We start from the raw sequence: 22,015 nt of genomic DNA on the forward strand, positions 1-22,015 counted from the left end.
AATTTATCATGAGCAATCAGAAAAATTTTAAAAAATAATCATAATAAAATCAATAGCTTATAAACTTTATGCAATTTTTTTAAAAATTATGGTTGACACAATGGCGGCTTGGCTGTATTATACGCACCACAACGACGGCAGACACGATAAAGTGAACGCCAACGAGAAAATTCGGAGTGTAGCGCAGCTTGGTAGCGCATCTGGTTTGGGACCAGAGGGTCGGGGGTTCGAATCCCTCCACTCCGACCACTTTTTGAAGTTAAAGCCTTTATGGCTTTTTTTGTTGGTAAACGAGCGTGAACCAACAGCCACTAGAGCGCCTGTAGCTCAGTTGGATAGAGCATCCGCCTTCTAAGCGGGTGGTCGCAGGTTCGAATCCTGCCAGGCGCGCCATTTGCCTGCTTTTTTCACCTGATGGTGTATTATGGCGGTTATAGCTCAGTTGGTAGAGCCCCGGGTTGTGATCTCGGTTGTCGTGGGTTCGAGTCCCATTAATCGCCCCATTTTCCTAAAGCCTGCATTGATTGCGGGCTTTTTTGTTTTTGTCAAATGCCCAGCCATCAATAATTCCATCTATCAATTTCAAACGCACTCGCCAAGCCGATCATCACGCTCCGCCGCCCTTTTGAGCAATTTTTAATCAATTTTGGCAAAATTTTGCGCCCTTTTTTAATTTTTAACGCAAAAATTTGCTATACTATGGCGTGCATTTGTGCCATTACTCATAAGAATTACTCATTTTTGGCGCAGTGTGTAACACATTCAAACCAATTCTTAATCCTAGCAACAACTATAACATTATGAACACCACAAACAACACCCTATATTCGCCAGCCGATGACAAATTCACCATTGGCTCACGCACTTTTTCATCTCGCCTACTGGTCGGCACAGGCAAATACAAGGACTTAGCGCAAACTGACGCAGCCATCAGTGCCAGCGGCAGCGAGATTGTAACCGTTGCCATTCGCCGCACCAACATCGGTCAGCACAAAGACGAGCCAAACCTTTTGGACGTAATTTCTCCAACAAAATACACCATCTTGCCAAACACCGCAGGCTGCTTTGACGCTGAGAGTGCCGTGCGCACTTGCCAGCTGGCGCGCGAGCTGCTTGATGGGCATAATTTGGTAAAATTAGAAGTGCTGGGCGATGAAAACACGCTGTATCCAAACGTAACTGCCACGCTGTCGGCAGCACGCACGCTGATTGATGATGGCTTTGATGTGATGGTTTATACATCAGACGATCCCATTGTCGCCCAAGAATTGGAAAGCATGGGCTGCGTTGCTATCATGCCGCTTGGCAGCTTGATTGGCTCTGGATTAGGTTTATTAAACCGCCATACGCTTAGCATCATCATTGAAAACGCCAAAGTGCCTGTGCTGGTGGACGCAGGGGTCGGCACAGCATCGGACGCAGCAATCGCCATGGAGCTTGGCTGTGATGGCGTGCTGATGAATTCTGCCATCGCTTATGCACAGCATCCTGTTTTGATGGCGCAGGCGATGAAAAATGCCGTCATCGCAGGACGACAAGCCTTCTTGGCAGGCAGAATGCCCATGCGTAAAATGGCGGTGGCAAGCTCACCACAAACGGGCTATTTTTTCCGCTGATTGCTGATTTTATGGCATAAGCGTGAGTTTGGCAGCTTGATGATTTACAGACCAATGGTTTAAAGGCTTAACAATTCGTTGGCTTTCATTCCATTGCCAAACCATCAAGCATCGCCAAATTTCACCAGCAAACAGCCGAACCGCCCAAACCCACAAATACCAACCGCCATAACTTAAATTCACCCATTCTAAGGAATCTTGGTGCGCTCACTCAGTGTCGTTGATCGTCTTTTTTTATTGTTAGAAAATCGCAAACAGCCCATGCATGTTGCTGGTTTGTGCATTTTTGAGCAGCCAAGCACTGCGCACGATGATTTTGTCGGTCAGCTCGTCAAGCAAATCTATGACGGCAAATTTACGCCAAGTTTTCCGTTTAATCAGGTGCTGCGCCGCTTTGGATTTTGGGATACGGACGATAATTTTGACTTGTCGCACCATTTTCATCACGTTGCCCTGCCTACGGACGCAAGCGGTCGTGGCAGCATGACGGCATTGATGGCGTACATTTCTCGTGAGCATGGGCGAATGCTTGATCGCAGTCGTCCGTTGTGGGAATTTCATTTGATTGAAGGCTTAGCGCCAGAAAAAGACGGCGCACCGCCACGCTTTGCCATTTATGTGAAAATCCATCATGCGATGGCGGACGGCATTGCGGCGATGCGTTTATTGCAGTTGTCGCTTTGTGAATCGCCAGATGAGCGTACTTTGCTGCCGTTTTGGTCGCTCACCACCAAAAACCGCAACCAAATTGATGCACTTTTACCCATACACAAGCCCGCTTGGCACATCATCAAAGAACAGCTTGGCACGATTAAGCCTGTGTGCAGTGAGATTTGGCGCAGTCTTTTAAAACGCAGCGACACCAGCGTGCTTAGTACCTTTGACACGCCAAAATCCATGCTCAATCAGCGCATCGGCAGCGCGCGCCAGCTTGCCATGCAATCTTTTGACAAATCACGCTTTGTGCGCATTGCTGAGCATTTTGGCACAACCACCAATGACGTGATTTTGGCGGTGTGCGCTGGTGCGTTGCGTGAGTATTTACTAAGCCAAAACGCCTTGCCAGACAAGCCGTTAAGCGCCTTTGTGCCTGTCAGCCTGCGCAAGGATAAAAGCGCACTTGGCAATCAAATTTCCTTTTTGCTTACCAATCTTGGCACGCATTTGGACAGCCCGATGGCACGCCTTGCCACCATCAAAAGCAGCATTGATGACGGTAAACGCCGCTTTGCACGCATGAATCAAGCGCAAATCATCAATTACAGCGCGCTGATTTACGGTTGGGCTGGGCTTAATCTCATCACACGTGCGCACCCCACACGCCAAGCCTTTAATCTCATCATTTCAAACGTTCCTGCGATGGATCGTCCGCTGTATCTGAATGGCGCACGGCTGACGGGCATTTTCCCTGCGTCCGTGCTGTTTGATGGTCAAGCACTGAACATCACGCTGACCAATTTTCAAAACACCATTGACGTTGGCATTACAGCGTGCAGCGACGCCTTGCCAAACAGTGAACGCCTGCTTGAATTTATGCAAAATGAGCTGGACAGACTGACAGCCTTGCTCAAATAAAGTCAAAACAATCCGATAAATCAACTTTAGCAAATCCCAAAAAATAAAAAGTCAGGCGCAAACCTGACTTTTTAACCCTTTGGAGAAACTCTACCAAGCATTTTGCGGTCAATAAACGCACCGCCCAAAAACACTTGGATTTAAACTTAGCGATTATGCCGCTTTTAGCATACTTGCTTCGCCTGCCAACTTGGCAAGCGCCTGTGCGATCATTTCGCTGGTGATTGGCTTTTCTTGACCTTTTGACAAAACGTTCATTTCAAAAATCTTTGCTGATGTTTTCATAACTTGCTCGCTTTTTCGCTGGCTGCGTATTTATAAATAAATTGTTCGTTAAATGGGATTGTTTTCGTTGATGGATAGTGTAACGCAAGTTTACAGATGTACACAAGCAAAATTTGCCCAAAACCCCCGATAAAGTGTAAACAGATGTTTCCTAATTGACACAACTTGACACATTTTCATCATCTTGTCATCGTACGCCAAATGCGTAAGAATAAAGCAAATTTAGGGTAAGTTTTTGGTAAGATTTTTGGCTTCGCTTAAAAATATTCAGCAAACCAAATGACAAAAATTTAATGGCAAAAACCAAACAAAAAACCACACCCAGCAAACGCCAAGCGCAGTTTTTTTAAAGCAAATCAAGAATGATTTAAAAACGGTTATTTCACCAACGCATTTTCCCACGTCGGCACAACCAGCTGCATCAAAGGCTTGAGCAGCTTGACGTTACAAGCAAATACCGAACCTGTGGTCATCGCATTTGGCGCACCGTGATGATCCACCACCACGCCGCGCGCTTCGCTGACAATCAGCTCGCCTGCCGCCACGTCCCAAGGTTTTAATGACATTTCAAAATAGCCATCAAAACGCCCTGCCGCCACATAGCACAAATCCAGCGCCGCCGAACCAAAACGGCGCACTTGACCGCCATTTTCACAGATGGCTTGCAGGCTGGCAAAATGCTGGCGTGCAAAACTTGTGCGCACTTCGCCCACCATGCGCTCGTACGGATGACCTGTGGTGAACAGACCGCCATCGATGGTTTTGCGCTCAGACACCGCCAAACGGCGCTGATTTAGGCGCGCGCCACGACCACGGCTGGCAAAGAACAGCTCATCACGCACAGGATCGTACACCACGCCATGCTCGGTTACGCCCTTGTGCTGCACGGCGATGGACACACAAAAATGCGGTACGCCATGCACAAAGTTTTGTGTGCCGTCCAAAGGATCGATCACCCAGCACCACTCAGCATCGCTGCCCTTACCTTCTTGCAAGCCAAATTCTTCGCCCAAATACGAATGGTTTGGATAGCTTTCTTTAAGCAAAGAAATCGTCAGCTCTTCGGCATAGCGATCGATTCTTGTTACCAAGCCGTCCAAACCCTTTGACTCCACCGCCAAATCAATGCGATGGCGATTTTCGTGCGCACGCAAAATCTCATAACCAACTTTTTTCGCCACTTGCGAAGCGATGACTACCATAGGTTCCATAATTCACCTTAACTTTCGGATTGTAAATTTGCTTAAATTTGCTTAAAAGATAAGCCGTTGATTGAATGCTTGGCGGTGTTTGTCAGTTTGGCAAGTGAACACAGTCAAGCTCATTCACCGCACGCCAAACACATCAAACCACACAAAACAATAAAAACAATAATGTTAAGAACATCACCACGCCTGCCTAAGGCGCAGAAAAATCTAAAATGTCGGATTGATTTATCTGGCAATCCTGTAAGTTGGGTGAGCGAAACGCAGCCCAATATTTCAAAACGAGTTTTAAAATCATGTTGGGTTTTCACTTTCGTTCAACCCAACCTACATACCTAACTTAGATTTGCTCAGCTTGTAAGTTGGGTTAGTGAAGCGTAACCCAACGTTTTTATAGCAAGTCGTTGAATTTAAGTTGATAAAACACAGCCCAAAACCACTCAAGACTTGATAAACCGCTCAAGGCTGCGATAAATACCATCTTCGTCCAAGCCGCACGCTTTTAATTGCTCGGCGTGGCTGGCGTGCGCCACAAATTCATCACCAATACCCAAATGACGCACACGCACCAGTTTATCTGCCTGCGCCACATATTCGCTCACCGCTGAGCCTGCACCGCCTGCGATTTGGTGCTCTTCTACAGTGGCAATGTGCGTTACGCCATCGTCAAGCCAAGCATCAAGCAGCGCACTATCTAGCGGCTTCACCCAGCGCATATCTGCCACGCACACCGCCACATCTTCATTTGCCAAACCTTCACTCGCCAAGCGTTTTGCCGCTGCCAAAGCGTCATGCAAACGTGTGCCAAAAGCGCAAATCGCAAGTTTGGTGCGTGCATTTTGCCAATTATCCGAACGCCAAGCCACACGCGCCTTGCCAATCTCAAAACGCTCATCACTGTCTTTGTCAATCGTGCGCCCCACGCCTTGACCGCGCGGATAACGCACCGCCGCCACGCCTTGATACGCATAGCACGCATTCAAAAGATGATAGCACTCATGCTCATCTGATGGCGCAGCGATGAGCATATTTGGCACGCAGCGCATGAACGCCAAATCAAACACGCCAGCGTGCGTTGCGCCATCTTCGCCCACGAGTCCAGCACGGTCAATGGCAAAAGTTACGTCCAGATTTTGCAATGCCACATCATGAATCAGCTGGTCGTAGCCACGCTGTAAAAAGGTGGAATAAATCGCCACGACAGGCTTAATGCCGTTGGTCGCCATGCCTGCCGCCAGCGTAACTGCGTGCTGCTCGGCAATCGCCACGTCAAAAAAACGCTCAGGAAATTTTGCCGCAAAACCCACCATGCCAGAGCCTTCGCACATCGCAGGGGTGATGGCGGTCAAATTCGGCTGTGCATAAGCGGTGTCGCACAGCCATTCACCAAAAATATCAGAATATTTCTTGGCAGGCTGCGCTTGAGCAGCGGCTGGCACATTGTCGCACTTGGCGGATTTTGGCAATTTACCAATGGCATGATAACCGATTGGGTCAGCTTCAGCTGGCAAAAATCCCTTGCCCTTCACCGTATGCACATGAATCAGCACCGCACCTTTTAGTTGCTTGGCACGCTCAAACACCGTCAAAAGTTTTGGCAAATCATGCCCATCAAACGGGCCCAAATAAGTAAAACCAATCGCCTTAAACAGATTGTCAGCAAATAATTTATCCGCCAATTTTTTGGCAATTTTATCAGGCAATGGCGCAGACGGTGCGTTTTTACCAAGCAAACTGCCGATGGTTTCGCTCAGCTTATCGCCAAGTTTGCTCGGCAATTTGCCAGAAAAATCCCCAAACGCATCGTTTGCCATGTGCAAATAATGGCGCACACGGCGATCGTCCGTGCTGATTTTGCGCTTGGTCATCAAGATATTGCCGTGCTTATCAATATCCATCGCCAAGCCACGCTGCCACAGCTTCGCCAAATGGCGAGAAAAACCGCCAATCGCCTGCGAAATGGACATATCGTTGTCGTTGAGCACCACGGTCAAATCGGCGTTTTGTTGCACCGCATCATTCATCGCTTCAAACGCCATGCCGCCTGTCATCGCCCCATCGCCAATCACCGCTACCACACGGCTGTCATCGCCACGCAGTCTTGCCGCCAAGCTCATGCCCAGCGCCGCCGAAATGGACGTGGACGAATGCCCCACGCCAAAGGTGTCGTACTCGCTCTCAGTGCGCTCTGGAAATGCCGTCAAGCCATCTTTGGCACGAATGCTCGGCAAACGCTCACGCCGCCCTGTCAAAACCTTGTGCGCATAGGCTTGATGCCCCACGTCCCACACCAGCTTGTCTTTTGGGGCGTTTAGCACCGTGTGCAGTGCGATGGTCAGCTCCACCACGCCCAAATTTGCGCCAAAATGCCCGCCGCTCACGCCCGTAGAATACAGCAAAAATTCTCGCAACTCATCAGCAAGCTGCAAAAGCTCATCGCAAGACAGCCCTTTTAAATCGGCAGGCGAATCCACACGATCCAAAATGGGCGTGTCAGGTCTTTGTGTGGGAATTTCACAAAAATTTTTGGCGGTGCGTACTGGGCTTGTCTGTGGCATTGGGCTACACGATGTTAAAACAGTGATATTTGGTTGTTATTATGGTGTGCAATGATAAAATTTGTCGCAATAACAGCAAATGTGGCATAATAGCACGTTTATCATTGTCATGCGACTATTTTACAAGATGGGCTTTAAATTTGCTAGACAAACACCATGTATTTTTAGCTTAAGCCAAAAGATTTCTATCAAGCGTTACAATTTAGCAATATTTGCCAACTTTCGGCAAACGCTCATCGCATGATTTGGCGTTTTGACGCACCAAACACGCTTGATAAATCGCATTTGACAGCCAAATTGAACGAACGAATTTATTTTGACGTGGTTTAATTCTTAAAATATGATTAAATTTTAAACCGTCAACTTTTTTAAACCATTAGCTTTTTAAACCATCAAAATTACCAAAAATTAGAAAAACTGGGGCAAATTTTGTACCGATTCATCAGCAAAGCCAAACTGCCAACGGCGCATGGCGAATTTGACATTCATGTTTTTGAAAATGACGAAGGACAAGAACACATCATGCTAAGCGTGGGCTTACCCAGCCAAACAGACGCTTTGCCGATTGTGCGTGTGCATTCTGAATGCCTGACAGGCGATGCTTTTTCATCGCTCAAATGCGACTGTGGCCCCCAGCTAAACGCCGCCATGAAAGCGATTCAAGCGCATGGCACAGGGGCGATTTTATACCTGCGCCAAGAAGGCCGTGGCATTGGGCTGACCAATAAAATCCGCGCCTACGCCCTACAAGACCAAGGGCATGACACGCTAGAAGCCAATTTATTGCTCGGCTTGCCAGCGGACGCACGCACTTATGAAATGTGCAAAGATATGCTGGCGTCTGTGGGCGTTACGCAAGTTGCTCTAATGACTAATAACCCAAATAAAATCAATGATTTAACAAAACATGGCATTGATGTCGTCAAGCGCATTCCGCTGGTGGTGGGCGTCAATCCGCACAACCAAGACTATCTTGATGTCAAAGAAGAAAAAATGGGGCATATGATTCACAGCGAATGATTGGTTTTTTAATACCAGCGTGTCGCTTGCCGAATTTTTCGCCAAACTTTTGTCAATTTTTTGCCAAATTCATCAAACCAAATAAGGACTTTTCAATGACTCAGACCGCAAGCGTCAGCGAACAAATCCAAAACGTCCGTACTTTTTTGCTTGATTTACAAGCTCGCATTTGCAGCGCCCTTGAAGCCCAAGAAGCGGCAGGCGGCACTGATGGCAGCAGCCACGCCAAATTCATCAGCGATGGATGGCAACGCCCCGAGGGCGGTGGCGGCATCTCGCGCGTGCTGTCTGATGGCGTGGTGATTGAAAAAGGCGGTGTGATGTTTAGCCACATTCACATCAATAAATTGCCTGCGTCCGCCACCGAACGCCACCCGCAACTCGCTGGCGCAAAGGCTCAGGCGATGGGCGTGTCGCTCGTCATTCACCCAAAAAATCCGCACGTTCCCACCAGCCACGCCAACGTGCGCTTGTTTGTTGCCACACCTGCTGATGGCAGCGAGCCGATTTGGTGGTTTGGCGGTGGTTTTGATTTGACACCGATTTACCCTGTGATGTCAGACGTGGTGGCATGGCACCGCACGGCTTTTGATTTATGCGCACCGTTTGGCGATGATGTCTACACCAAATACAAAACGTGGTGCGATGAGTATTTTTATCTAAAACACCGCCAAGAAACGCGCGGCGTGGGCGGTCTGTTTTATGACGATGTGAACACGCACAGCACAGGCTGGAGTTTTGAGCGGTGTTTTGCTTTCATGCAGGCGGTTGGACAAGGCTATCTTGACGGCATTTTGCCGATTTTTGAAGCACGCAAGCACACGCCTTACACTAAAGCGCAGCGTGATTTTCAGCTGTATCGCCGTGGCCGCTATGTGGAGTATAATTTGGTGTACGACCGTGGCACGCTGTTTGGTTTGCAGTCCAACGGGCGCACCGAATCGATTTTGGTGAGTATGCCGCCTTTGGCAAGCTGGGCGTACCGCTACGAGCCGCCTGTGGGCAGTGCTGAATACGAGCTGACGAACACTTTCTTAAAGCCGACAGATTGGCTTGGCTTGAACGTCTAATTTGACGTTTTAAAAAGCGGTGCGGTTCGTTGTGCCGCTTTTTTCGTTACACCGATTTTTGTTGCACGGCTTTTATTGGTTGGCGATTGATTTGACAAAATTTAGGTGTTGTTTTTGCTCATCTTGCGTTGCCGTTTGTATGTGTTGTTGTAGAAAATTGTAATCATCACGGCAAAATAGTTGAGTCAATGGCATCGCTGTGGTATAGTTAATCAGTTATGGCTTGGGTAAAATTTGCTCAACTCGATTCTCAATTTGATTCTCAATTTGCACGCAAAATCACAGCAAAAACAAACCAAAACCAATCGCACCAAACAGCTCTTAAACAGACGATCCTTGGATCGCCTTTTTTTATATTTGCTGCATTGTGATTGTCATCAGGTTTTTGTGATAAAACACCCAACCAACCATTTTACCATTAACCAGCCACCGATGAGGAAGCTATGAAAAAATTTACCCTAGTTGCTGCCATCGCAACCGCCCTAACCCTGACCGCCTGCAGCAGCACCAGCAATGAGCCAGCTGCCGTAAAAGCTCGCCAAGACGCCATGCAAGACTGGCGCGGTGCGAATGACATTCTAAAAGGCATGGTAGAAAATCCAGCCAACTTTGACGCAGCTGCTTTCAAAGAGCAAGCCGAATTCATCGCCAGCGGCACCGAAGCAATGTGGGCGCATTTTGCCAATGAAGCGGACAAAGGTGGTGATTCTTTGGATAACGTATGGACGGACGCAGCAGGCTTTAAAGCCAAAGCAGACGCTTTTGACGCTGCCGCTAATGAGTTGGTTGCCGCTGCAGCAAACGCCACGCAAACTTCAGACATTGAAGCTGCTTATGGCAAAATGGGCGAAAGCTGCGGTGCGTGCCATAAAGAATTTAAAAAATAATCCGCCAGCGGTTTTGTAGCGTTTAAGCTATGAGTTGCTGATATGATAAAACCCACGCTGCTAAATTTATGTTGCGGCGTGGGTTTTGTTTTGATATTTTCCCACAAAATATTAGGTTGATTACCACCTAATATATTTGGATAACTTTTTGGATTTGTTGGGTTTTTGCTCCGCTCAACCCAACTTACAAACTTCACTCAATCCAGTTTAGTGCAAGTTGAGTTTAGCGACAGCACAACCCAACATTCCATGTGATAAATTGCATTCTAAACATTGGGTTTTCGCAAGCTCAACCCAGCCACGAGCTTATTTTAAGTATTTGAATTTATTGAGATTTTTAAGAGAAGTGCAACTTACACACCATCAACAGCAAACGGATTATCGCTTTATAAGACAACCCAAAAATCACCCAAATCGTCTGAGCGTCTCTAGCACGTCATGGCGAATCAGCTCACGGCTTGGCATGGCTTCGGCGTGAAAGCGAATGATGGGAATGCCTGCGCTAGCAAGCGCCTTGTCCTTTTTGGCGTCTTGTTTTTGGCGGGCGGTGCTGTCATGCGTCCAATCGTCCAGCTCAATGGCGGCAAGCACCGTCTGGCAATCTTGATGCACCAGCACAAAATCAATGCTCTGACGACACACACGGTTAAACCAAAACGCGCGGTCGCTGCCAGCTTCTGCGCTCGGCTCAATCACACGCGACAGCTGCACTTGGCTAAACACCAAAAACTCTGGCACAGCTTGGCGCAATTTATGAAAAAACAGCACTTCACTGTCGGTCATAATCGGCATCGGCTCAAACGGCCACACCGCCAGCTCATCGCCACGCACCTGCTTAGTTTTTGGACGAAACAGCCACGCAATCAGCGCAAAAAACAACGCCAAACCAAGCACAAGCCACATAAAATCAGTCATTGCACTTCGCCAGCGTTGTTTTTAAAAGAAAGCCGCAAGTCTGTCATTGGGTCATTTTCTTGACGAATGCGCCGCTTGAGTCCACTCGCCCATCGTTTGCGATTTTGCCACGCAGCGCATTGGCATCGTCATACGAGTTTTCCGAACCCACAAGCACCCTTAGCCCACGGCTGGTCTGGCTTGTACTGACCGAATAACCTGCCGCGCGGTATTTTTTGACGATATCATCAATCTTGTCTTTGTCAGGGGATAGTGCCACTTGTACGCTGTAAGTTGCGCCAGCTGCGTTCGACTTTTTATCGTCTTTTTTGGCGTCCGTTTTTGCTTCGGATTTTTTATTGTCTTTTGTATTTTCAGCTTTACTGTCTTTGGCTTTCTCGTCTTTTGGCTTGCTGTTTTTTTGCTCGCTCTTTTTGGCTTGAGCGGCTTGTTTTTCCAGTGCTGCCACTTGCGATGACGATGGAATTTTTAGTACTTGCCCAAGCTGCAGCGTGGTGGTGGTGCTGATTTTATTCGCCTGCGCAATCGCTGTAACCGACACGCCATAGCGGCTTGCCAGACGTGCCAAATTATCACCTGCTTCAATGGTATGCTCGCCTGCCTTGGTAGATTTTTTAGGCTCAGGCTTGGCTTTTTTATCTTCGGTGCTGGCTTTAGATTTGTCTTGGGCTGGCGGATTTTGCTCAGACTTGGCGTTTTTGGCTTCTTGGGCTTGGCGTGCTTCTTCGGCTTTTTTCTTGGCAGCTTCTTCAGCAGCTTTACGCGCTTCGATGGCTTCTGGGCGAGTTTGTACCGCAGGCGCAGCGATCAGCTCACTGCGTGCCGCACTGTCGCTGCTCACGTCCACTTCGCTGCGGCCGCCATTAGCTTCGATTCTTGCTTTATCAAGCGCCAGCACACGAGCTTTTTCCTGCTCTTTTAGCAGCTCTTCGGCTTCTTGTGCCATGCGTGCATTTCTGGCTTCACGCTCTTTTTGCTTTTGGGCAAGTTTGCGCTCTTCAGTCTTGACATCAGCGGTCAATGGCTGCACCACAGGGCGCGCCACTTCAGGCTTTTTCTCTTCTGGTGCGCTGGTTTCAACTGGCGCAGGTTCGTCATTATTATTCGCCACAGCAAACAGCACCACGCCACCGCCTGCCATCAATAAAAGCCCCAAAAGTAATTGTTTTGAAATCATCGCCATAAATCCATCAGTCAAACGCTTATTATGCTGCGTTTATGTTTTTGTTTTGGAATTTGCCGTTTTCCCAGCGCCAAATCCCAACATCGCCCAATCAACTCAATATTAAATCGGTTCAATATTTTAACTATAACACTTAAAAATATACTCTTTAATTTCAGCTGTCAATAGCAAAACATCTTTTGTTGCAAAATTACAACAAATTTGCCCACCAAACGCCCATCAAGCACCAATTTGCACAAGCCATCAAGCCGCAATGCTCGCTTCACCAAGCGCAAGCAAGGTCTCGCCAATGGTGTGAAACGAGCCAAACACCAAAATCAAATCCTGCTCATCGCTTGCCGATATTGCGCCTTGGCTGGCTGCATCAAGCGTGTCGTAAGTGTGAATTTTGGGCAAATTTAAATGCGTTGTCATATTTGCAATGACAGCGTCCAGCGGCATGGCACGCACATGGTCAATCGCCGCAACGTGCCAATCCGCCACCCTAAATTCTGCCGACACGCCATCGTCAGCATCAATGTGCGCCTGCAGCAAAGACAGCACCTTGCCCACGTCTTTATCGCCCAGCATAGAAAACACCGTGTGCAGCTTGGCTTGCGGATATTTTGCCTTGTGCGCTTGCCAATGCGGTAAAAATTGCGCCAACAAAAACGCCAAGCCATGATCATTATGCGCCACATCAAACAGCCAGCGCCGCCCCTTTATCACTCGCTCATCAAATCGCCCTGCCAAGCGCACCACGGATAAGCCCTGCGCCAGCTGCTTAGTGCTGATGGGCAAGCCACTTGCGATGACAGCGCTCACCGCATTGGCGGCATTTTGCACCGACAGGCGCGGTTTTGGTAATTTGCACGTCAAAGATTGCGATGAATAATACCAAAAATCCGCCCTTTCATCGCACACGGCATAATCCTTGCCCAGCTGATACGTCTGCGCATTCAGGCTTTGGGCAATCTGATACACGCTGTCTGGCAAAGTTTGCGCACCCAAAATCACCTTACTATGCTTGCGGATAATGCCTGCTTTTTCTGCGCCAATTTTCTCAATGTCATCACCCAGCCAGTCGGTGTGGTCAATGCCAACATTGGTAATCACGCACACATCAGGTTCAATGATATTCACCACATCCAGCCTGCCGCCCAGCCCAATTTCCAGCACCCACACATCGCAATTTGCCTGCTTAAAAATCAGCAATGCGGCAAGTGTCGTCATCTCAAAAAACGACAACGACAGTCCTTCATCAAGGCGCGCCTGCTCCACCGCTTCAAAAGCAGCAATCAACTCATCACTGCTGGCTTCTGCGCCATCAATGCGCACACGCTCGGTAAAAGACACCAAATGCGGCGACTGATACAGCGCGGTTTTTAGCCCAGCAGCTTTACAAATCGCTGCGATGGTGGCGGTGGTTGAGCCTTTACCATTCGTGCCTGCCACCGTAAAAACGAACGGTTTTTTATCGCTGTCGCCAATTTTTGCGCCAAGCAAGCCCAAACGCCTAGCAACAGGCAACACACGCTCAAGCCCCATGTCGATGGCGGACACATGAATGCTGCCGATGTATTCTAGCCACTCGCTAAGCGATTTTCGTGGCGATGACTTAGTTGGCGACTTAGATGATGGCTTGGATAATGACTGGGGCGATGTCAAGTGGTCTGCGTTATTTTCGGCTGAATATTGCATGGAATTTTCTCGTCAAATTTAGCGCGTATTGTACTTGTTTTGCCAGATTTTGGGAATAAAAAGCGCGATTTAAAATTTTACTATCACGTTTTGAACAGTCTGTTGCCTTATACAAGACAAATCACAATCCAAAACATATAAAAAAATATTTAAAACCCTTTACCCCCCCCCCCGATTTTTGTTAAACTAATCTTGCAACTTTTTTGCAGGAGTAAATTGTATGAAGCAAATGAGTAAGATTTTATTAGCTGCTAGTTTGTTGGCATTGACTACGCCAAGTTTTGCCAAAGTAACACCGATCAAATTTGCTAAGGGCAGTTACTGTGGTAGTTTTAGTGGAAATTATGCAGGGAGAACTTTTACATTAGGTCTGGGCGCAGGACAAACTTTGGAGATTAGAAACCGTTATGCCAATCCAATAGTAAGAGATCCAAAAGGTCGTAAAGTATATCACGAGGCAGGGAGTGAATGGGTTTATTTTATCAAAACCAAAGGTACTTATAAAATCACGCTACACCCCTTTGGCAATGAAGGAACCTACGACAATATCACATTCTGCGCCTATTAACCCAATCACACATCATAAAAGCCTTTCACAACGAAAGGCTTTTTTTATTCCACAAGCAACCATTGCAGTAAAAAACCGTCCACAGCTGGACGGCTATTTTTATATTTTGTCAATCAAGCCGCAGCTTTGGTGAGTTTTGCCAAAATTCTTTGCACAGTGGCAATCAGCTCATGGCGATGCACCACCATATCTACCGTGCCTTTTTCCAGCAAAAATTCAGCGCGTTGAAACGGCTCGTCCAGCACTTCACGCACCGTCTGCTCAATCACACGCTTGCCTGCAAAGCCAATCATCGCCTTTGGCTCGGCAATATGCACATCGCCCAGCATAGCAAGACTTGCTGTTACGCCGCCGTACACAGGATTGGTCAGCACCACCACATACGGCACGCCTGCCAAGCGCAAGCGCTCAATCGCCGCTGACGTACGCGCCATCTGCATCAGCGACAAAAGCCCTTCTTGCATACGCGCGCCACCACTGGCAGCAAAGCACACCAAAGGCTTACGCTCAGCAAGTGCTTTTTCAGCTGCCAACACGAAGCGATCGCCCACCACAGAACCCATTGAGCCGCCCATGAATTTAAAATCAAAAGCGCAAGCAATCACATCAAGCGCACCCAACTTGCCTGCCATCACCACCAAGGCTTCACTCTCGCCTGTGGCTTCTTGCGCCTGCGTCATGCGCTCAGGATACGGCTTAGAATCCACAAATTTTAGCGGATCGCCCGCTTGAAATTCTTGCCCCAGCTCCACCGCGGCGCCATCAAAAAACCACTGCAAACGCTGGCGCGCGCCCATCGTCAAATGATGATCGCAATCAGGGCAAACGTACTGATTGAAAATCAAAGACGTGTTTGTGGTGATGGAACGGCAATTTGGGCATTCGGTCGATGGCTCGGTGTCCACAGCCGACAGCGCAGGCGCACGGTCTTGCTTAATGCCCGGCACGGCACGGTTTAGCCAGATGGTTGGCTCGGCGGTTTCGTTGGCGGTTGATGTTGTCATGAAAATTCCTGTCAAATTTACGCACATCGCTCAAATAACCAGCTCAAATAGTCAGGCTTAAATCAGCCGAACTTAAATCAGCCAAGCGGTGAACGATAAGCGTGTATTTTAGAGTGTTGATTGCGATAGTTTACACTTGTAAATTGAATTTGGCAAATCAATTTTTATCTTGCCTGTTTTTAATTTGCCAAACCCATCATTCATGCACTCAACCATCAATCGCTGCACGCAGCTCGTCCATCTTGGCAAGCAGCCTATCCACCGCTTGCGTAATTTTTTGCTCGTCTGTGCCACATTCAGCAAAGTTTTTCACCAGCTCTGAGCCGACAATCACGCCATCTGCCACGCTTGCCAGCGCTTTTGCCGATTTGCCGTCTTTAATGCCAAAGCCCACGCACACAGGAATGTCGGTTTTTGCCTTGATGCGTGCGATTTGGGCGTTCACTTCGTCCACGTCTAGGCTTGCCGCGCCTGTAACGCCCTTGACCGACACATAGTAAATAAAGCCGCTGCAGTTTTTGATGACGCTGTCGGTGCGCTCATCGGTGGTGGTGGGCGACAGCAGGAAAATTTGGTTGATGGGATTGGTGTCGTCCGCTTGTAGCGCCTTTGGAAAATCGCCTGCTTCTTGGGGCGGCAAGTCCACCAGCAGCACGCCATCAATGCCTGCGTCTTTGCACAAGGCGGCAAATTTATCATAGCCAAGCATCTCCACAGGGTTTAGATAACCCATCACCAAAACTGGCGTGGTGGTGTTGGTTTTACGAAATTCTTTAATCATTTCAATGGCTTGGCGTGTGCTAGTACCGCCCGCCAACGCACGCTCGTCTGCCAAAGCGATGGTCTGACCGTCCGCCATCGGATCAGAAAACGGCAAGCCGAGCTCAATCACGTCCGCACCATGCGCCACCAATTTATGCAAAAGCGGCACGGTAACAGATGGCGTAGGATCGCCTGCCATGATGTAAGGAATTAGGGCTTTTTTGTTTTGAGATTTCAGATTGGCAAGTGTTTTTTCAATTCTGCTTTGCATGGTTTTTTCCGTTGTTTTACTAAAATGTTTGCACTGCGATGGTTGCGCTAAAAAACGTGGTGAAAAGATGGTAAATTTGGCTTTTTGGTTGGTCTTCTAAGACGCTGGATTTTCTATCAAAACATTGTGATTTTGGGCGATTTTTTGGGCTTTTTTATCAAAGGTTAATAATCTTGCCTTATCAAATTGCGTGGCTTGATAAGCGATGATACCGTCGGCAAAATCGCCATTGGCTTGCAAAAAATTTAAGGCAAATTTGACCGCTGGCGCATTGACAATATGAATGTTTGGCAAATTCAACAAAGTCAGCATGATAGATAAAATGACCATATTGTCCACTTTCATGGTCTTTTTTAACACCCAATACAACTCGCACAAAACTTCTGATGTGATGACGAGCTGATGATTTGGATTTTCAAAATAAGGCGTTACCAGTTGGGTTTGCTGTTTATCATCACTATGAAAATAACGCAGCAACACATTCGTATCCACCACGAAAACTTGCTTCATAACATCATCGCTCTTTGCGCTGCGCCTTGAGCGATACCATTTTCAATATCGCTATCGCTCAAAGGCTTTGGATAATGGGTGTTTAAAATGCCTTTTAATTGACGAATGTCATCATAAACCATCGGCTGCGCCAATTCGGTTTTGATGGCAATACTCTCGGCTTTGTCTTGCTGCCCAGCAAAGTTTTCTATGATGGTTTTTAGCTGTTCAATCACCACATCATTTGCCGTTGCGGTAATGTGCAATGTTTTCATGATTTTCCCTAGATTTTATCAAATCTCAATCCCATCAACGCTCATCACCGTGTGCAAATCTTTATCGCCACGCCCTGATAGGTTGATGATGATGGATTTATCTTTACCAAGCGTTTTGGCAAGTTTTAGCCCATACGCCACCGCATGCGAGCTTTCTAGCGCAGGGATAATGCCTTCGGTGCGTGTCAAAGTACGAAATGCCGCCAGCGCTTCTTCGTCCGTTGCACCTACATAAGTTACACGTCCAGCGTCCTTCAAGAAACTATGCTCAGGCCCTACGCCCGGATAATCAAGCCCTGCTGAGATGGAATGCGTGCCAAGCACTTGCCCGTCATCGTCCGCCATCAAATAGGTGCGATTGCCGTGCAGCACGCCCACACGCCCTGCTTGTAAAGGTGCAGCGTGGTTTGGCGTATCAAGCCCCAAGCCATTTGCTTCCACCCCAAAAATCGCCACGTCTTTGTCGTTCAAAAACTCATAAAACAGCCCAATGGCATTTGAACCGCCGCCCACGCAAGCGACCAGCGCATCAGGCAGCTTACCTTCTTTGTCAAGGTGCTGCGCCTTGGCTTCACGTCCGATAATCGCCTGAAAATCACGCACAAGCAGTGGATAAGGGTGCGGCCCTGCCACCGTGCCGATGATGTAGTAGGTGTTATCCACGTTGGCGACCCAGTCTCGCATGGCTTCGTTCATCGCATCTTTGAGCGTGCGTGAGCCAGACGTTACCGCCACGACCTTCGCACCCAAAAGTCGCATACGGTACACGTTCATTTTTTGGCGCTCCACATCGTCTGCGCCCATGTACACCACGCATTCTAAGCCAAGACGTGCCGCGATTGTTGCCGTTGCCACGCCGTGCTGCCCTGCGCCAGTCTCGGCAATCACACGTTTTTTGCCGACCATTTTGGCAAGCAGCGCCTGACCGATGGTGTTATTTACCTTGTGCGCGCCTGTGTGGTTTAAATCTTCACGTTTTAGGTAAATCTTGGCACCGCCTACTTCGTCCGTCAAACGCTGCGCCAAATAAAGCGGCGTAGGACGACCCACATAATCGCTCAAATCCGCCAAAAACTCGTCCCAAAACGCAGGATTGGCTTTGGCAGTCAGATAAATCTGCTCCAGCTCTTCTAATGCCTTCATCAAGGTTTCAGACACAAAGCGTCCGCCATGCACACCAAAATGTCCATCAGCGGTGGGGAATTGGGTGAAGTCAGCAACACTGCTTGGGTTTTGAGTACTCATAAAACTTCCTATAATAATTCATTCGTAATATTAAATTTATCGGCAATTTTGCTGGCGTTTTTATCAAAAGTCAGCAAGACAGCATCTTCAAGATGACACACAAAATCCGCAATCACACCATCGGCAAAATCACCGCCATTTTGTAAAAAGGCAATGCCTTGATCAAAACTGTTTTTCTCTGTTATCACATTGTCTGACGCCACCAAATCGGTCAACAACGCAGCGATTGCACAACGTGGCACTTTCAGTCGGTGCTTGATAAACCAAACCGCTTCACACAGCACGTGAATTGGCAAGTATAAATTGTGCTGTTTGGATATAAAATACGGCTTAGCGAGCTGATACTGGCGCTCATCATCTCTTAGCAAATAACGCAACAAAACATTGGTGTCAATCACATAAGTCGTCATTTTGGATAAGCCCTACCCATCATGCCTTGCGTGATGGCATCTTGGATTTCATCATCACTGATGGGTCTGTCTGTGTATTGTGCTAAAATGCCGCCCATTTGTGAAATATCCAGCCGCTCTTTTACATCCAAAGGCGCATCAAAAGCAACTTCCTGCTTTGCGACAATTTTTACATCATTTTTTGAAAAACTATTTAGATATTCCAATATATTGCCAGCAATAGACGGGCTTGCTTGCAATGTGATTTGCGTAACTTGCATCATACGCTCCCATTTTATCAATCTTGGGCAACATCACCCCTTATACACCGTCAAACCTGCGAAAGTTTGCGCGGTTGGCATGACTTCTAGGCGGTTGATATTGACGTGTTTTGGCTGATTGGCAAGCCACAGCACAATGTCGCTGATGTCTTTTGGGCTGACAAATTGCACATTTTCGTACACTTTGCTTGCCTTATCGTCATCGCCCTTAAAGCGCACGTTACTAAATTCTGTACCGCCGCAAAGCCCCGGCTCTACGTTACTCACGCGCACATTTTTGCCGAGCAAATCAGCACGCAAATTCAAGCTAAACTGCGTAACAAACGCCTTGGTTGCGCCATAAACATTCGCCCCAAAATACGGATAATTGCCCGCCGTTGATGAAATATTGATAATCAAGCCATCATTCTTGGCAACCATGTGCGGTAAAATGGCGTGCGTTACATTCACAAGCCCAAGCGTGTTGGTGTTAATCATCGTTTGCCAATCGCCCAAATCCGCTTGGTGCGCAGGCTCAAGCCCCAACGCCAGCCCAGCATTATTCACCAGCACATCAATATTTGGCAAAAAATCAGCAGGCAAGCTGTCAAACGCCACCGCCATTGCGTCTTTGTCCGCCACATCAAAGCCAAGCGGCAAAAATCGCTCGCCAAGCTCTTGCTGCAGCTGCGCCAATTTATCCGCGCGTCTGCCTGTGCCAACAACCGTATGCCCTGCCGCGATAAAATCTGCCGCAATTTGCTTGCCAAACCCTGACGTAACACCTGTAACCAAAATATTCATAATAATCCTTCAACTCACTGATTTTAAACTTAATTTTAAATTGCAAACCGTTTATTCGCCCTAAGCCACCAAAGGCAATTTAATAAAAACGTACGGCTTTGCTTGGGCTTGTGATTTGATTTTAAGAATTGGCTTAAAACACTGCTTTGATTATGCCACAAATCCTGCGGTATCACAATCAAGGCACGCCAACAAACGCTCAAATGCTTTTTAAAACATCTTATCGAATTTTGTCATTTTTCAGATTTTTTGAATTTACGTCAGTTAATGAGCAAAGTCAATAAAAATTTACAGTTTATTGATTATTTTGTTACATTGATAACTTTTATTACATTAGTAAATTGCACTCACAACACGCCCAAACTTTCCATCATCAGTACAAATCTTACACTTTACTAGCTTCTTTCTCGCATTCTTTCATAAAATCCGCCATTTTTTGAGCGCATTTCACGCCTTTTGCCAGCTCAATGCCGCCGCTGACATCTACGGCATAGACGCTCGTTTGGGCGATGGCTGCCGCCACGTTATCACTGGTCAAGCCGCCTGCCAAAATGATGGGCAAAGGCGAATTTTTGGGAATTTTTTGCCAGTCAAACTGCTCGCCTGTGCCGCCAAATTTATCAGGGTGATACGCATCCAGCAGCACCGCCGCCGCGCCTGCATTTTTTAGCTCGTCAATCTTGGCAAGCAGCGACTCGGTGGTGTCGCTCGGCTGCACTCGCAATGCCTTATACCAGCGTTTGCCCACCGCCTGCGCCATCGCTCGGCATTCGTCCGCCGTCTCATCGCCGTGAAATTGCACCACATCAAACGCCACTTCACTCGCCAAATTTTCAAGCACATCTTGCGCCATATTCACCACCAGTGCCACCACCGTCATATAAGCTGGGGCTGCTGCTGCCAGCTGTTTTGCCACGTCAATAGACACCGCGCGCGGACTTTTGTCATAAAATACCAGCCCCATCGCATCTGCGCCCAGCTCGCCTGCCAGACGCACATCTTCAATGCGTGTCAAGCCGCAAAATTTCACCTTAGCCATTTTTTATCCTTTTTATAGGTTTACGCTTTATCAATTTATTGCGTTTGATTTTGCCATATTTGGCTGGCACTGCCATCAACACTCAAAAGTGTATCAACGCCCAAAACGACACGCACCTGCGCCTTGCGTTGCCACTTCCACGCTCGCCCCTGTCAAGGCAAACAAGGCTTGCACCTGCTCGCTGGCATTGACAAGCGCCAAATTCATCACATCGCCAGCGCACGCTTTTTGCAGCACTTCAGACTTGGCGGCGGTTTGCGCATTCGCCAAAATTTTAGGGTCGTTATCCACCACGCCAAACAGCCCCGTTTGCCAATCGTACACTTCAATGTCGTCCAAAAACACTTCAAAAACTTCACTTGGCGGCAGCGTAATCATAATGTGCGGCGCAGCGTTTTCGCTCGCTTTATCTGGATAATTCACCTGCACCATCTCAGCGGAAATCTTGGACAAATCCACACCAGCCAGCACACGCCCACGCGCGATAAAAATGCCCTTTTGCTCGTCCTGCCACAGCCTTTGCCATGTGCCGTCTTTTTGGGCGGTGATGACCGTATCCACGCTAAACGCCACCGTCTCAAGCCGCGCAAGTTTTTGAATTTCATGCACCACGCCATCGGTAGTGATGGTGCGCACATTCGGCTCGCCTGCCTGCCACCAATACCGATAACCAAACACGCCAACGGTAATCAGCACAATCAATAAAAGCGCCAAATGAAATGCCGACACGCCACGCTCTTTGGTGTGAGCAGCATTTAAAAAAGCAAAGCGGTGAGTTTTCATAAATTTCCCCCATGTTCATGGCTGATGGTTGGTTGTGGCTAGATAAAAGTTATCAAATCGTTGCAAGGTTTTAAAGTTGTGAAGTTGTGAAGTTTCACAATTTCAAAGTTTTAAAAAGGGGCTGTAGTAGAT

At 47.8% G+C, this 22,015-nt stretch carries 22 protein-coding genes and 3 tRNA genes; 9 read left to right on the forward strand and 16 right to left on the reverse strand.

Annotation, left to right across the window (positions count from 1 at the left end):
- The first annotated feature begins 172 nt into the window (after positions 1-172).
- From B0181_RS10735 to B0181_RS10755, 5 genes are all read left to right on the forward strand, one after another.
- A tRNA-Pro gene (locus B0181_RS10735) sits at positions 173-249 on the forward strand.
- A gap of 67 nt (positions 250-316) precedes the next feature.
- Positions 317-393 (forward strand) — tRNA-Arg (locus tag B0181_RS10740).
- Between the two features lie 34 nt (positions 394-427).
- Positions 428-503 (forward strand) — tRNA-His (locus B0181_RS10745).
- Positions 504-800: 297 nt separating this feature from the next.
- Positions 801-1,616, forward strand: a complete 816-nt coding sequence (locus B0181_RS10750; protein ID WP_078277491.1) for a thiazole synthase — start codon at positions 801-803, stop codon at positions 1,614-1,616.
- Positions 1,617-1,817: 201 nt separating this feature from the next.
- A complete protein-coding gene (locus B0181_RS10755; RefSeq protein WP_078277492.1) occupies positions 1,818-3,191 on the forward strand; it encodes a WS/DGAT/MGAT family O-acyltransferase in 1,374 nt (457 codons plus the stop codon).
- A 153-nt stretch (positions 3,192-3,344) separates the two neighbouring features.
- Here B0181_RS10755 and B0181_RS12475 read toward each other — a convergent pair whose 3' ends face one another.
- From B0181_RS12475 to B0181_RS10765, 3 genes are all read right to left on the reverse strand, one after another.
- The gene (locus B0181_RS12475) at positions 3,345-3,476 is read right to left on the reverse strand and encodes a hypothetical protein (RefSeq protein WP_278044954.1); all 132 of its coding nucleotides are present in this window, start codon (positions 3,474-3,476) and stop codon (positions 3,345-3,347) included.
- A 377-nt stretch (positions 3,477-3,853) separates the two neighbouring features.
- Entirely contained in the window at positions 3,854-4,687 is an 834-nt protein-coding gene (locus B0181_RS10760; protein ID WP_078277493.1) for an inositol monophosphatase family protein, read from the reverse strand.
- 434 nt (positions 4,688-5,121) lie between these two features.
- A complete protein-coding gene (locus B0181_RS10765; RefSeq protein ID WP_078277494.1) occupies positions 5,122-7,239 on the reverse strand; it encodes a 1-deoxy-D-xylulose-5-phosphate synthase in 2,118 nt (705 codons plus the stop codon).
- A 429-nt stretch (positions 7,240-7,668) separates the two neighbouring features.
- Here B0181_RS10765 and ribA point away from each other — a divergent pair, with 429 nt between their 5' ends.
- The 3 genes from ribA (at position 7,669) to B0181_RS10780 (ending at position 10,216) form a co-directional block, all read left to right on the forward strand.
- Positions 7,669-8,259 (forward strand): GTP cyclohydrolase II, encoded by a 591-nt coding sequence (gene ribA / locus B0181_RS10770; protein WP_172462095.1) that lies wholly within the window; start codon positions 7,669-7,671, stop codon positions 8,257-8,259.
- 95 nt (positions 8,260-8,354) lie between these two features.
- Entirely contained in the window at positions 8,355-9,329 is a 975-nt protein-coding gene (gene hemF / locus B0181_RS10775) for an oxygen-dependent coproporphyrinogen oxidase (RefSeq protein WP_078277511.1), read from the forward strand.
- A 443-nt stretch (positions 9,330-9,772) separates the two neighbouring features.
- Positions 9,773-10,216, forward strand: a complete 444-nt coding sequence (locus tag B0181_RS10780) for a c-type cytochrome (protein WP_078277496.1) — start codon at positions 9,773-9,775, stop codon at positions 10,214-10,216.
- A 405-nt stretch (positions 10,217-10,621) separates the two neighbouring features.
- On the opposite strand, the gene B0181_RS10785 is transcribed toward B0181_RS10780, so the two are convergent.
- The 3 genes from B0181_RS10785 to B0181_RS10795 form a co-directional block, all read right to left on the reverse strand.
- Positions 10,622-11,131 carry a DUF2726 domain-containing protein gene (locus tag B0181_RS10785; RefSeq protein ID WP_078277497.1) on the reverse strand — a complete coding sequence of 170 codons (510 nt, stop codon included), beginning with the start codon at positions 11,129-11,131 and terminating at the stop codon, positions 10,622-10,624.
- A gap of 43 nt (positions 11,132-11,174) precedes the next feature.
- On the reverse strand, positions 11,175-12,308 hold the full coding sequence (locus tag B0181_RS10790) for an SPOR and LysM peptidoglycan-binding domain-containing protein (RefSeq protein ID WP_158078972.1): 1,134 nt from the start codon (positions 12,306-12,308) through the stop codon (positions 11,175-11,177).
- A gap of 249 nt (positions 12,309-12,557) precedes the next feature.
- Positions 12,558-13,994 carry a bifunctional folylpolyglutamate synthase/dihydrofolate synthase gene (locus tag B0181_RS10795; protein ID WP_078277499.1) on the reverse strand — a complete coding sequence of 479 codons (1,437 nt, stop codon included), beginning with the start codon at positions 13,992-13,994 and terminating at the stop codon, positions 12,558-12,560.
- A gap of 220 nt (positions 13,995-14,214) precedes the next feature.
- Between B0181_RS10795 and B0181_RS10800 the strand changes: the two genes are divergently transcribed.
- Positions 14,215-14,562 (forward strand): hypothetical protein, encoded by a 348-nt coding sequence (locus B0181_RS10800; RefSeq protein ID WP_078277500.1) that lies wholly within the window; start codon positions 14,215-14,217, stop codon positions 14,560-14,562.
- 113 nt (positions 14,563-14,675) lie between these two features.
- On the opposite strand, the gene accD is transcribed toward B0181_RS10800, so the two are convergent.
- From accD to B0181_RS10850, 10 genes are all read right to left on the reverse strand, one after another.
- On the reverse strand, positions 14,676-15,566 hold the full coding sequence (gene accD, locus B0181_RS10805; protein ID WP_078277501.1) for an acetyl-CoA carboxylase, carboxyltransferase subunit beta: 891 nt from the start codon (positions 15,564-15,566) through the stop codon (positions 14,676-14,678).
- A 208-nt stretch (positions 15,567-15,774) separates the two neighbouring features.
- Positions 15,775-16,599: a tryptophan synthase subunit alpha gene (gene trpA / locus B0181_RS10810; RefSeq protein WP_078277502.1), complete on the reverse strand. Its 825-nt coding sequence runs from the start codon at positions 16,597-16,599 to the stop codon at positions 15,775-15,777.
- A gap of 96 nt (positions 16,600-16,695) precedes the next feature.
- Positions 16,696-17,109, reverse strand: coding sequence for a type II toxin-antitoxin system VapC family toxin (locus B0181_RS10815; RefSeq protein ID WP_078277503.1), 414 nt, complete (start codon positions 17,107-17,109; stop codon positions 16,696-16,698).
- Positions 17,106-17,363: a hypothetical protein gene (locus B0181_RS10820; RefSeq protein ID WP_078277504.1), complete on the reverse strand. Its 258-nt coding sequence runs from the start codon at positions 17,361-17,363 to the stop codon at positions 17,106-17,108. Before B0181_RS10820 ends, B0181_RS10815 begins: the two co-directional genes overlap by 4 nt.
- An 18-nt stretch (positions 17,364-17,381) precedes the next feature.
- Positions 17,382-18,608, reverse strand: a complete 1,227-nt coding sequence (trpB, locus tag B0181_RS10825) for a tryptophan synthase subunit beta (RefSeq protein ID WP_078277505.1) — start codon at positions 18,606-18,608, stop codon at positions 17,382-17,384.
- 8 nt (positions 18,609-18,616) lie between these two features.
- Entirely contained in the window at positions 18,617-19,018 is a 402-nt protein-coding gene (locus B0181_RS10830; protein WP_078277506.1) for a type II toxin-antitoxin system VapC family toxin, read from the reverse strand.
- Positions 19,015-19,281, reverse strand: coding sequence for a hypothetical protein (locus B0181_RS10835; RefSeq protein ID WP_078277507.1), 267 nt, complete (start codon positions 19,279-19,281; stop codon positions 19,015-19,017). Before B0181_RS10835 ends, B0181_RS10830 begins: the two co-directional genes overlap by 4 nt.
- A 30-nt stretch (positions 19,282-19,311) precedes the next feature.
- The gene (locus tag B0181_RS10840; protein WP_078277508.1) at positions 19,312-20,061 is read right to left on the reverse strand and encodes an SDR family NAD(P)-dependent oxidoreductase; all 750 of its coding nucleotides are present in this window, start codon (positions 20,059-20,061) and stop codon (positions 19,312-19,314) included.
- 385 nt (positions 20,062-20,446) lie between these two features.
- Positions 20,447-21,100 (reverse strand): phosphoribosylanthranilate isomerase, encoded by a 654-nt coding sequence (locus tag B0181_RS10845; RefSeq protein ID WP_078277509.1) that lies wholly within the window; start codon positions 21,098-21,100, stop codon positions 20,447-20,449.
- Between the two features lie 93 nt (positions 21,101-21,193).
- Positions 21,194-21,883, reverse strand: a complete 690-nt coding sequence (locus tag B0181_RS10850) for a DUF4230 domain-containing protein (RefSeq protein WP_078277510.1) — start codon at positions 21,881-21,883, stop codon at positions 21,194-21,196.
- Positions 21,884-22,015 lie beyond the last annotated feature (132 nt).

Source organism: Moraxella caviae (genome assembly GCF_002014985.1).
Lineage (GTDB): Bacteria > Pseudomonadota > Gammaproteobacteria > Pseudomonadales > Moraxellaceae > Moraxella > Moraxella caviae.

What these genes read in the sequence shown, in the direction of transcription:
- B0181_RS10750 (WP_078277491.1), top strand. Translation starts at nt 801, where the DNA reads ATGAACACCACAAACAACACCCTATATTCGCCAGCCGATGACAAATTC.
- B0181_RS12475 (WP_278044954.1), bottom strand. Translation starts at nt 3,476, where the DNA reads ATGAAAACATCAGCAAAGATTTTTGAAATGAACGTTTTGTCAAAAGGT.
- B0181_RS10760 (WP_078277493.1), bottom strand. Translation starts at nt 4,687, where the DNA reads ATGGAACCTATGGTAGTCATCGCTTCGCAAGTGGCGAAAAAAGTTGGT.
- B0181_RS10765 (WP_078277494.1), bottom strand. Translation starts at nt 7,239, where the DNA reads ATGCCACAGACAAGCCCAGTACGCACCGCCAAAAATTTTTGTGAAATT.
- hemF (WP_078277511.1), top strand. Translation starts at nt 8,355, where the DNA reads ATGACTCAGACCGCAAGCGTCAGCGAACAAATCCAAAACGTCCGTACT.
- B0181_RS10780 (WP_078277496.1), top strand. Translation starts at nt 9,773, where the DNA reads ATGAAAAAATTTACCCTAGTTGCTGCCATCGCAACCGCCCTAACCCTG.
- B0181_RS10785 (WP_078277497.1), bottom strand. Translation starts at nt 11,131, where the DNA reads ATGACTGATTTTATGTGGCTTGTGCTTGGTTTGGCGTTGTTTTTTGCG.
- B0181_RS10790 (WP_158078972.1), bottom strand. Translation starts at nt 12,308, where the DNA reads ATGATTTCAAAACAATTACTTTTGGGGCTTTTATTGATGGCAGGCGGT.
- B0181_RS10795 (WP_078277499.1), bottom strand. Translation starts at nt 13,994, where the DNA reads ATGCAATATTCAGCCGAAAATAACGCAGACCACTTGACATCGCCCCAG.
- B0181_RS10800 (WP_078277500.1), top strand. Translation starts at nt 14,215, where the DNA reads ATGAAGCAAATGAGTAAGATTTTATTAGCTGCTAGTTTGTTGGCATTG.
- accD (WP_078277501.1), bottom strand. Translation starts at nt 15,566, where the DNA reads ATGACAACATCAACCGCCAACGAAACCGCCGAGCCAACCATCTGGCTA.
- trpA (WP_078277502.1), bottom strand. Translation starts at nt 16,599, where the DNA reads ATGCAAAGCAGAATTGAAAAAACACTTGCCAATCTGAAATCTCAAAAC.
- B0181_RS10815 (WP_078277503.1), bottom strand. Translation starts at nt 17,109, where the DNA reads ATGAAGCAAGTTTTCGTGGTGGATACGAATGTGTTGCTGCGTTATTTT.
- B0181_RS10820 (WP_078277504.1), bottom strand. Translation starts at nt 17,363, where the DNA reads ATGAAAACATTGCACATTACCGCAACGGCAAATGATGTGGTGATTGAA.
- trpB (WP_078277505.1), bottom strand. Translation starts at nt 18,608, where the DNA reads ATGAGTACTCAAAACCCAAGCAGTGTTGCTGACTTCACCCAATTCCCC.
- B0181_RS10830 (WP_078277506.1), bottom strand. Translation starts at nt 19,018, where the DNA reads ATGACGACTTATGTGATTGACACCAATGTTTTGTTGCGTTATTTGCTA.
- B0181_RS10835 (WP_078277507.1), bottom strand. Translation starts at nt 19,281, where the DNA reads ATGATGCAAGTTACGCAAATCACATTGCAAGCAAGCCCGTCTATTGCT.
- B0181_RS10840 (WP_078277508.1), bottom strand. Translation starts at nt 20,061, where the DNA reads ATGAATATTTTGGTTACAGGTGTTACGTCAGGGTTTGGCAAGCAAATT.
- B0181_RS10845 (WP_078277509.1), bottom strand. Translation starts at nt 21,100, where the DNA reads ATGGCTAAGGTGAAATTTTGCGGCTTGACACGCATTGAAGATGTGCGT.
- B0181_RS10850 (WP_078277510.1), bottom strand. Translation starts at nt 21,883, where the DNA reads ATGAAAACTCACCGCTTTGCTTTTTTAAATGCTGCTCACACCAAAGAG.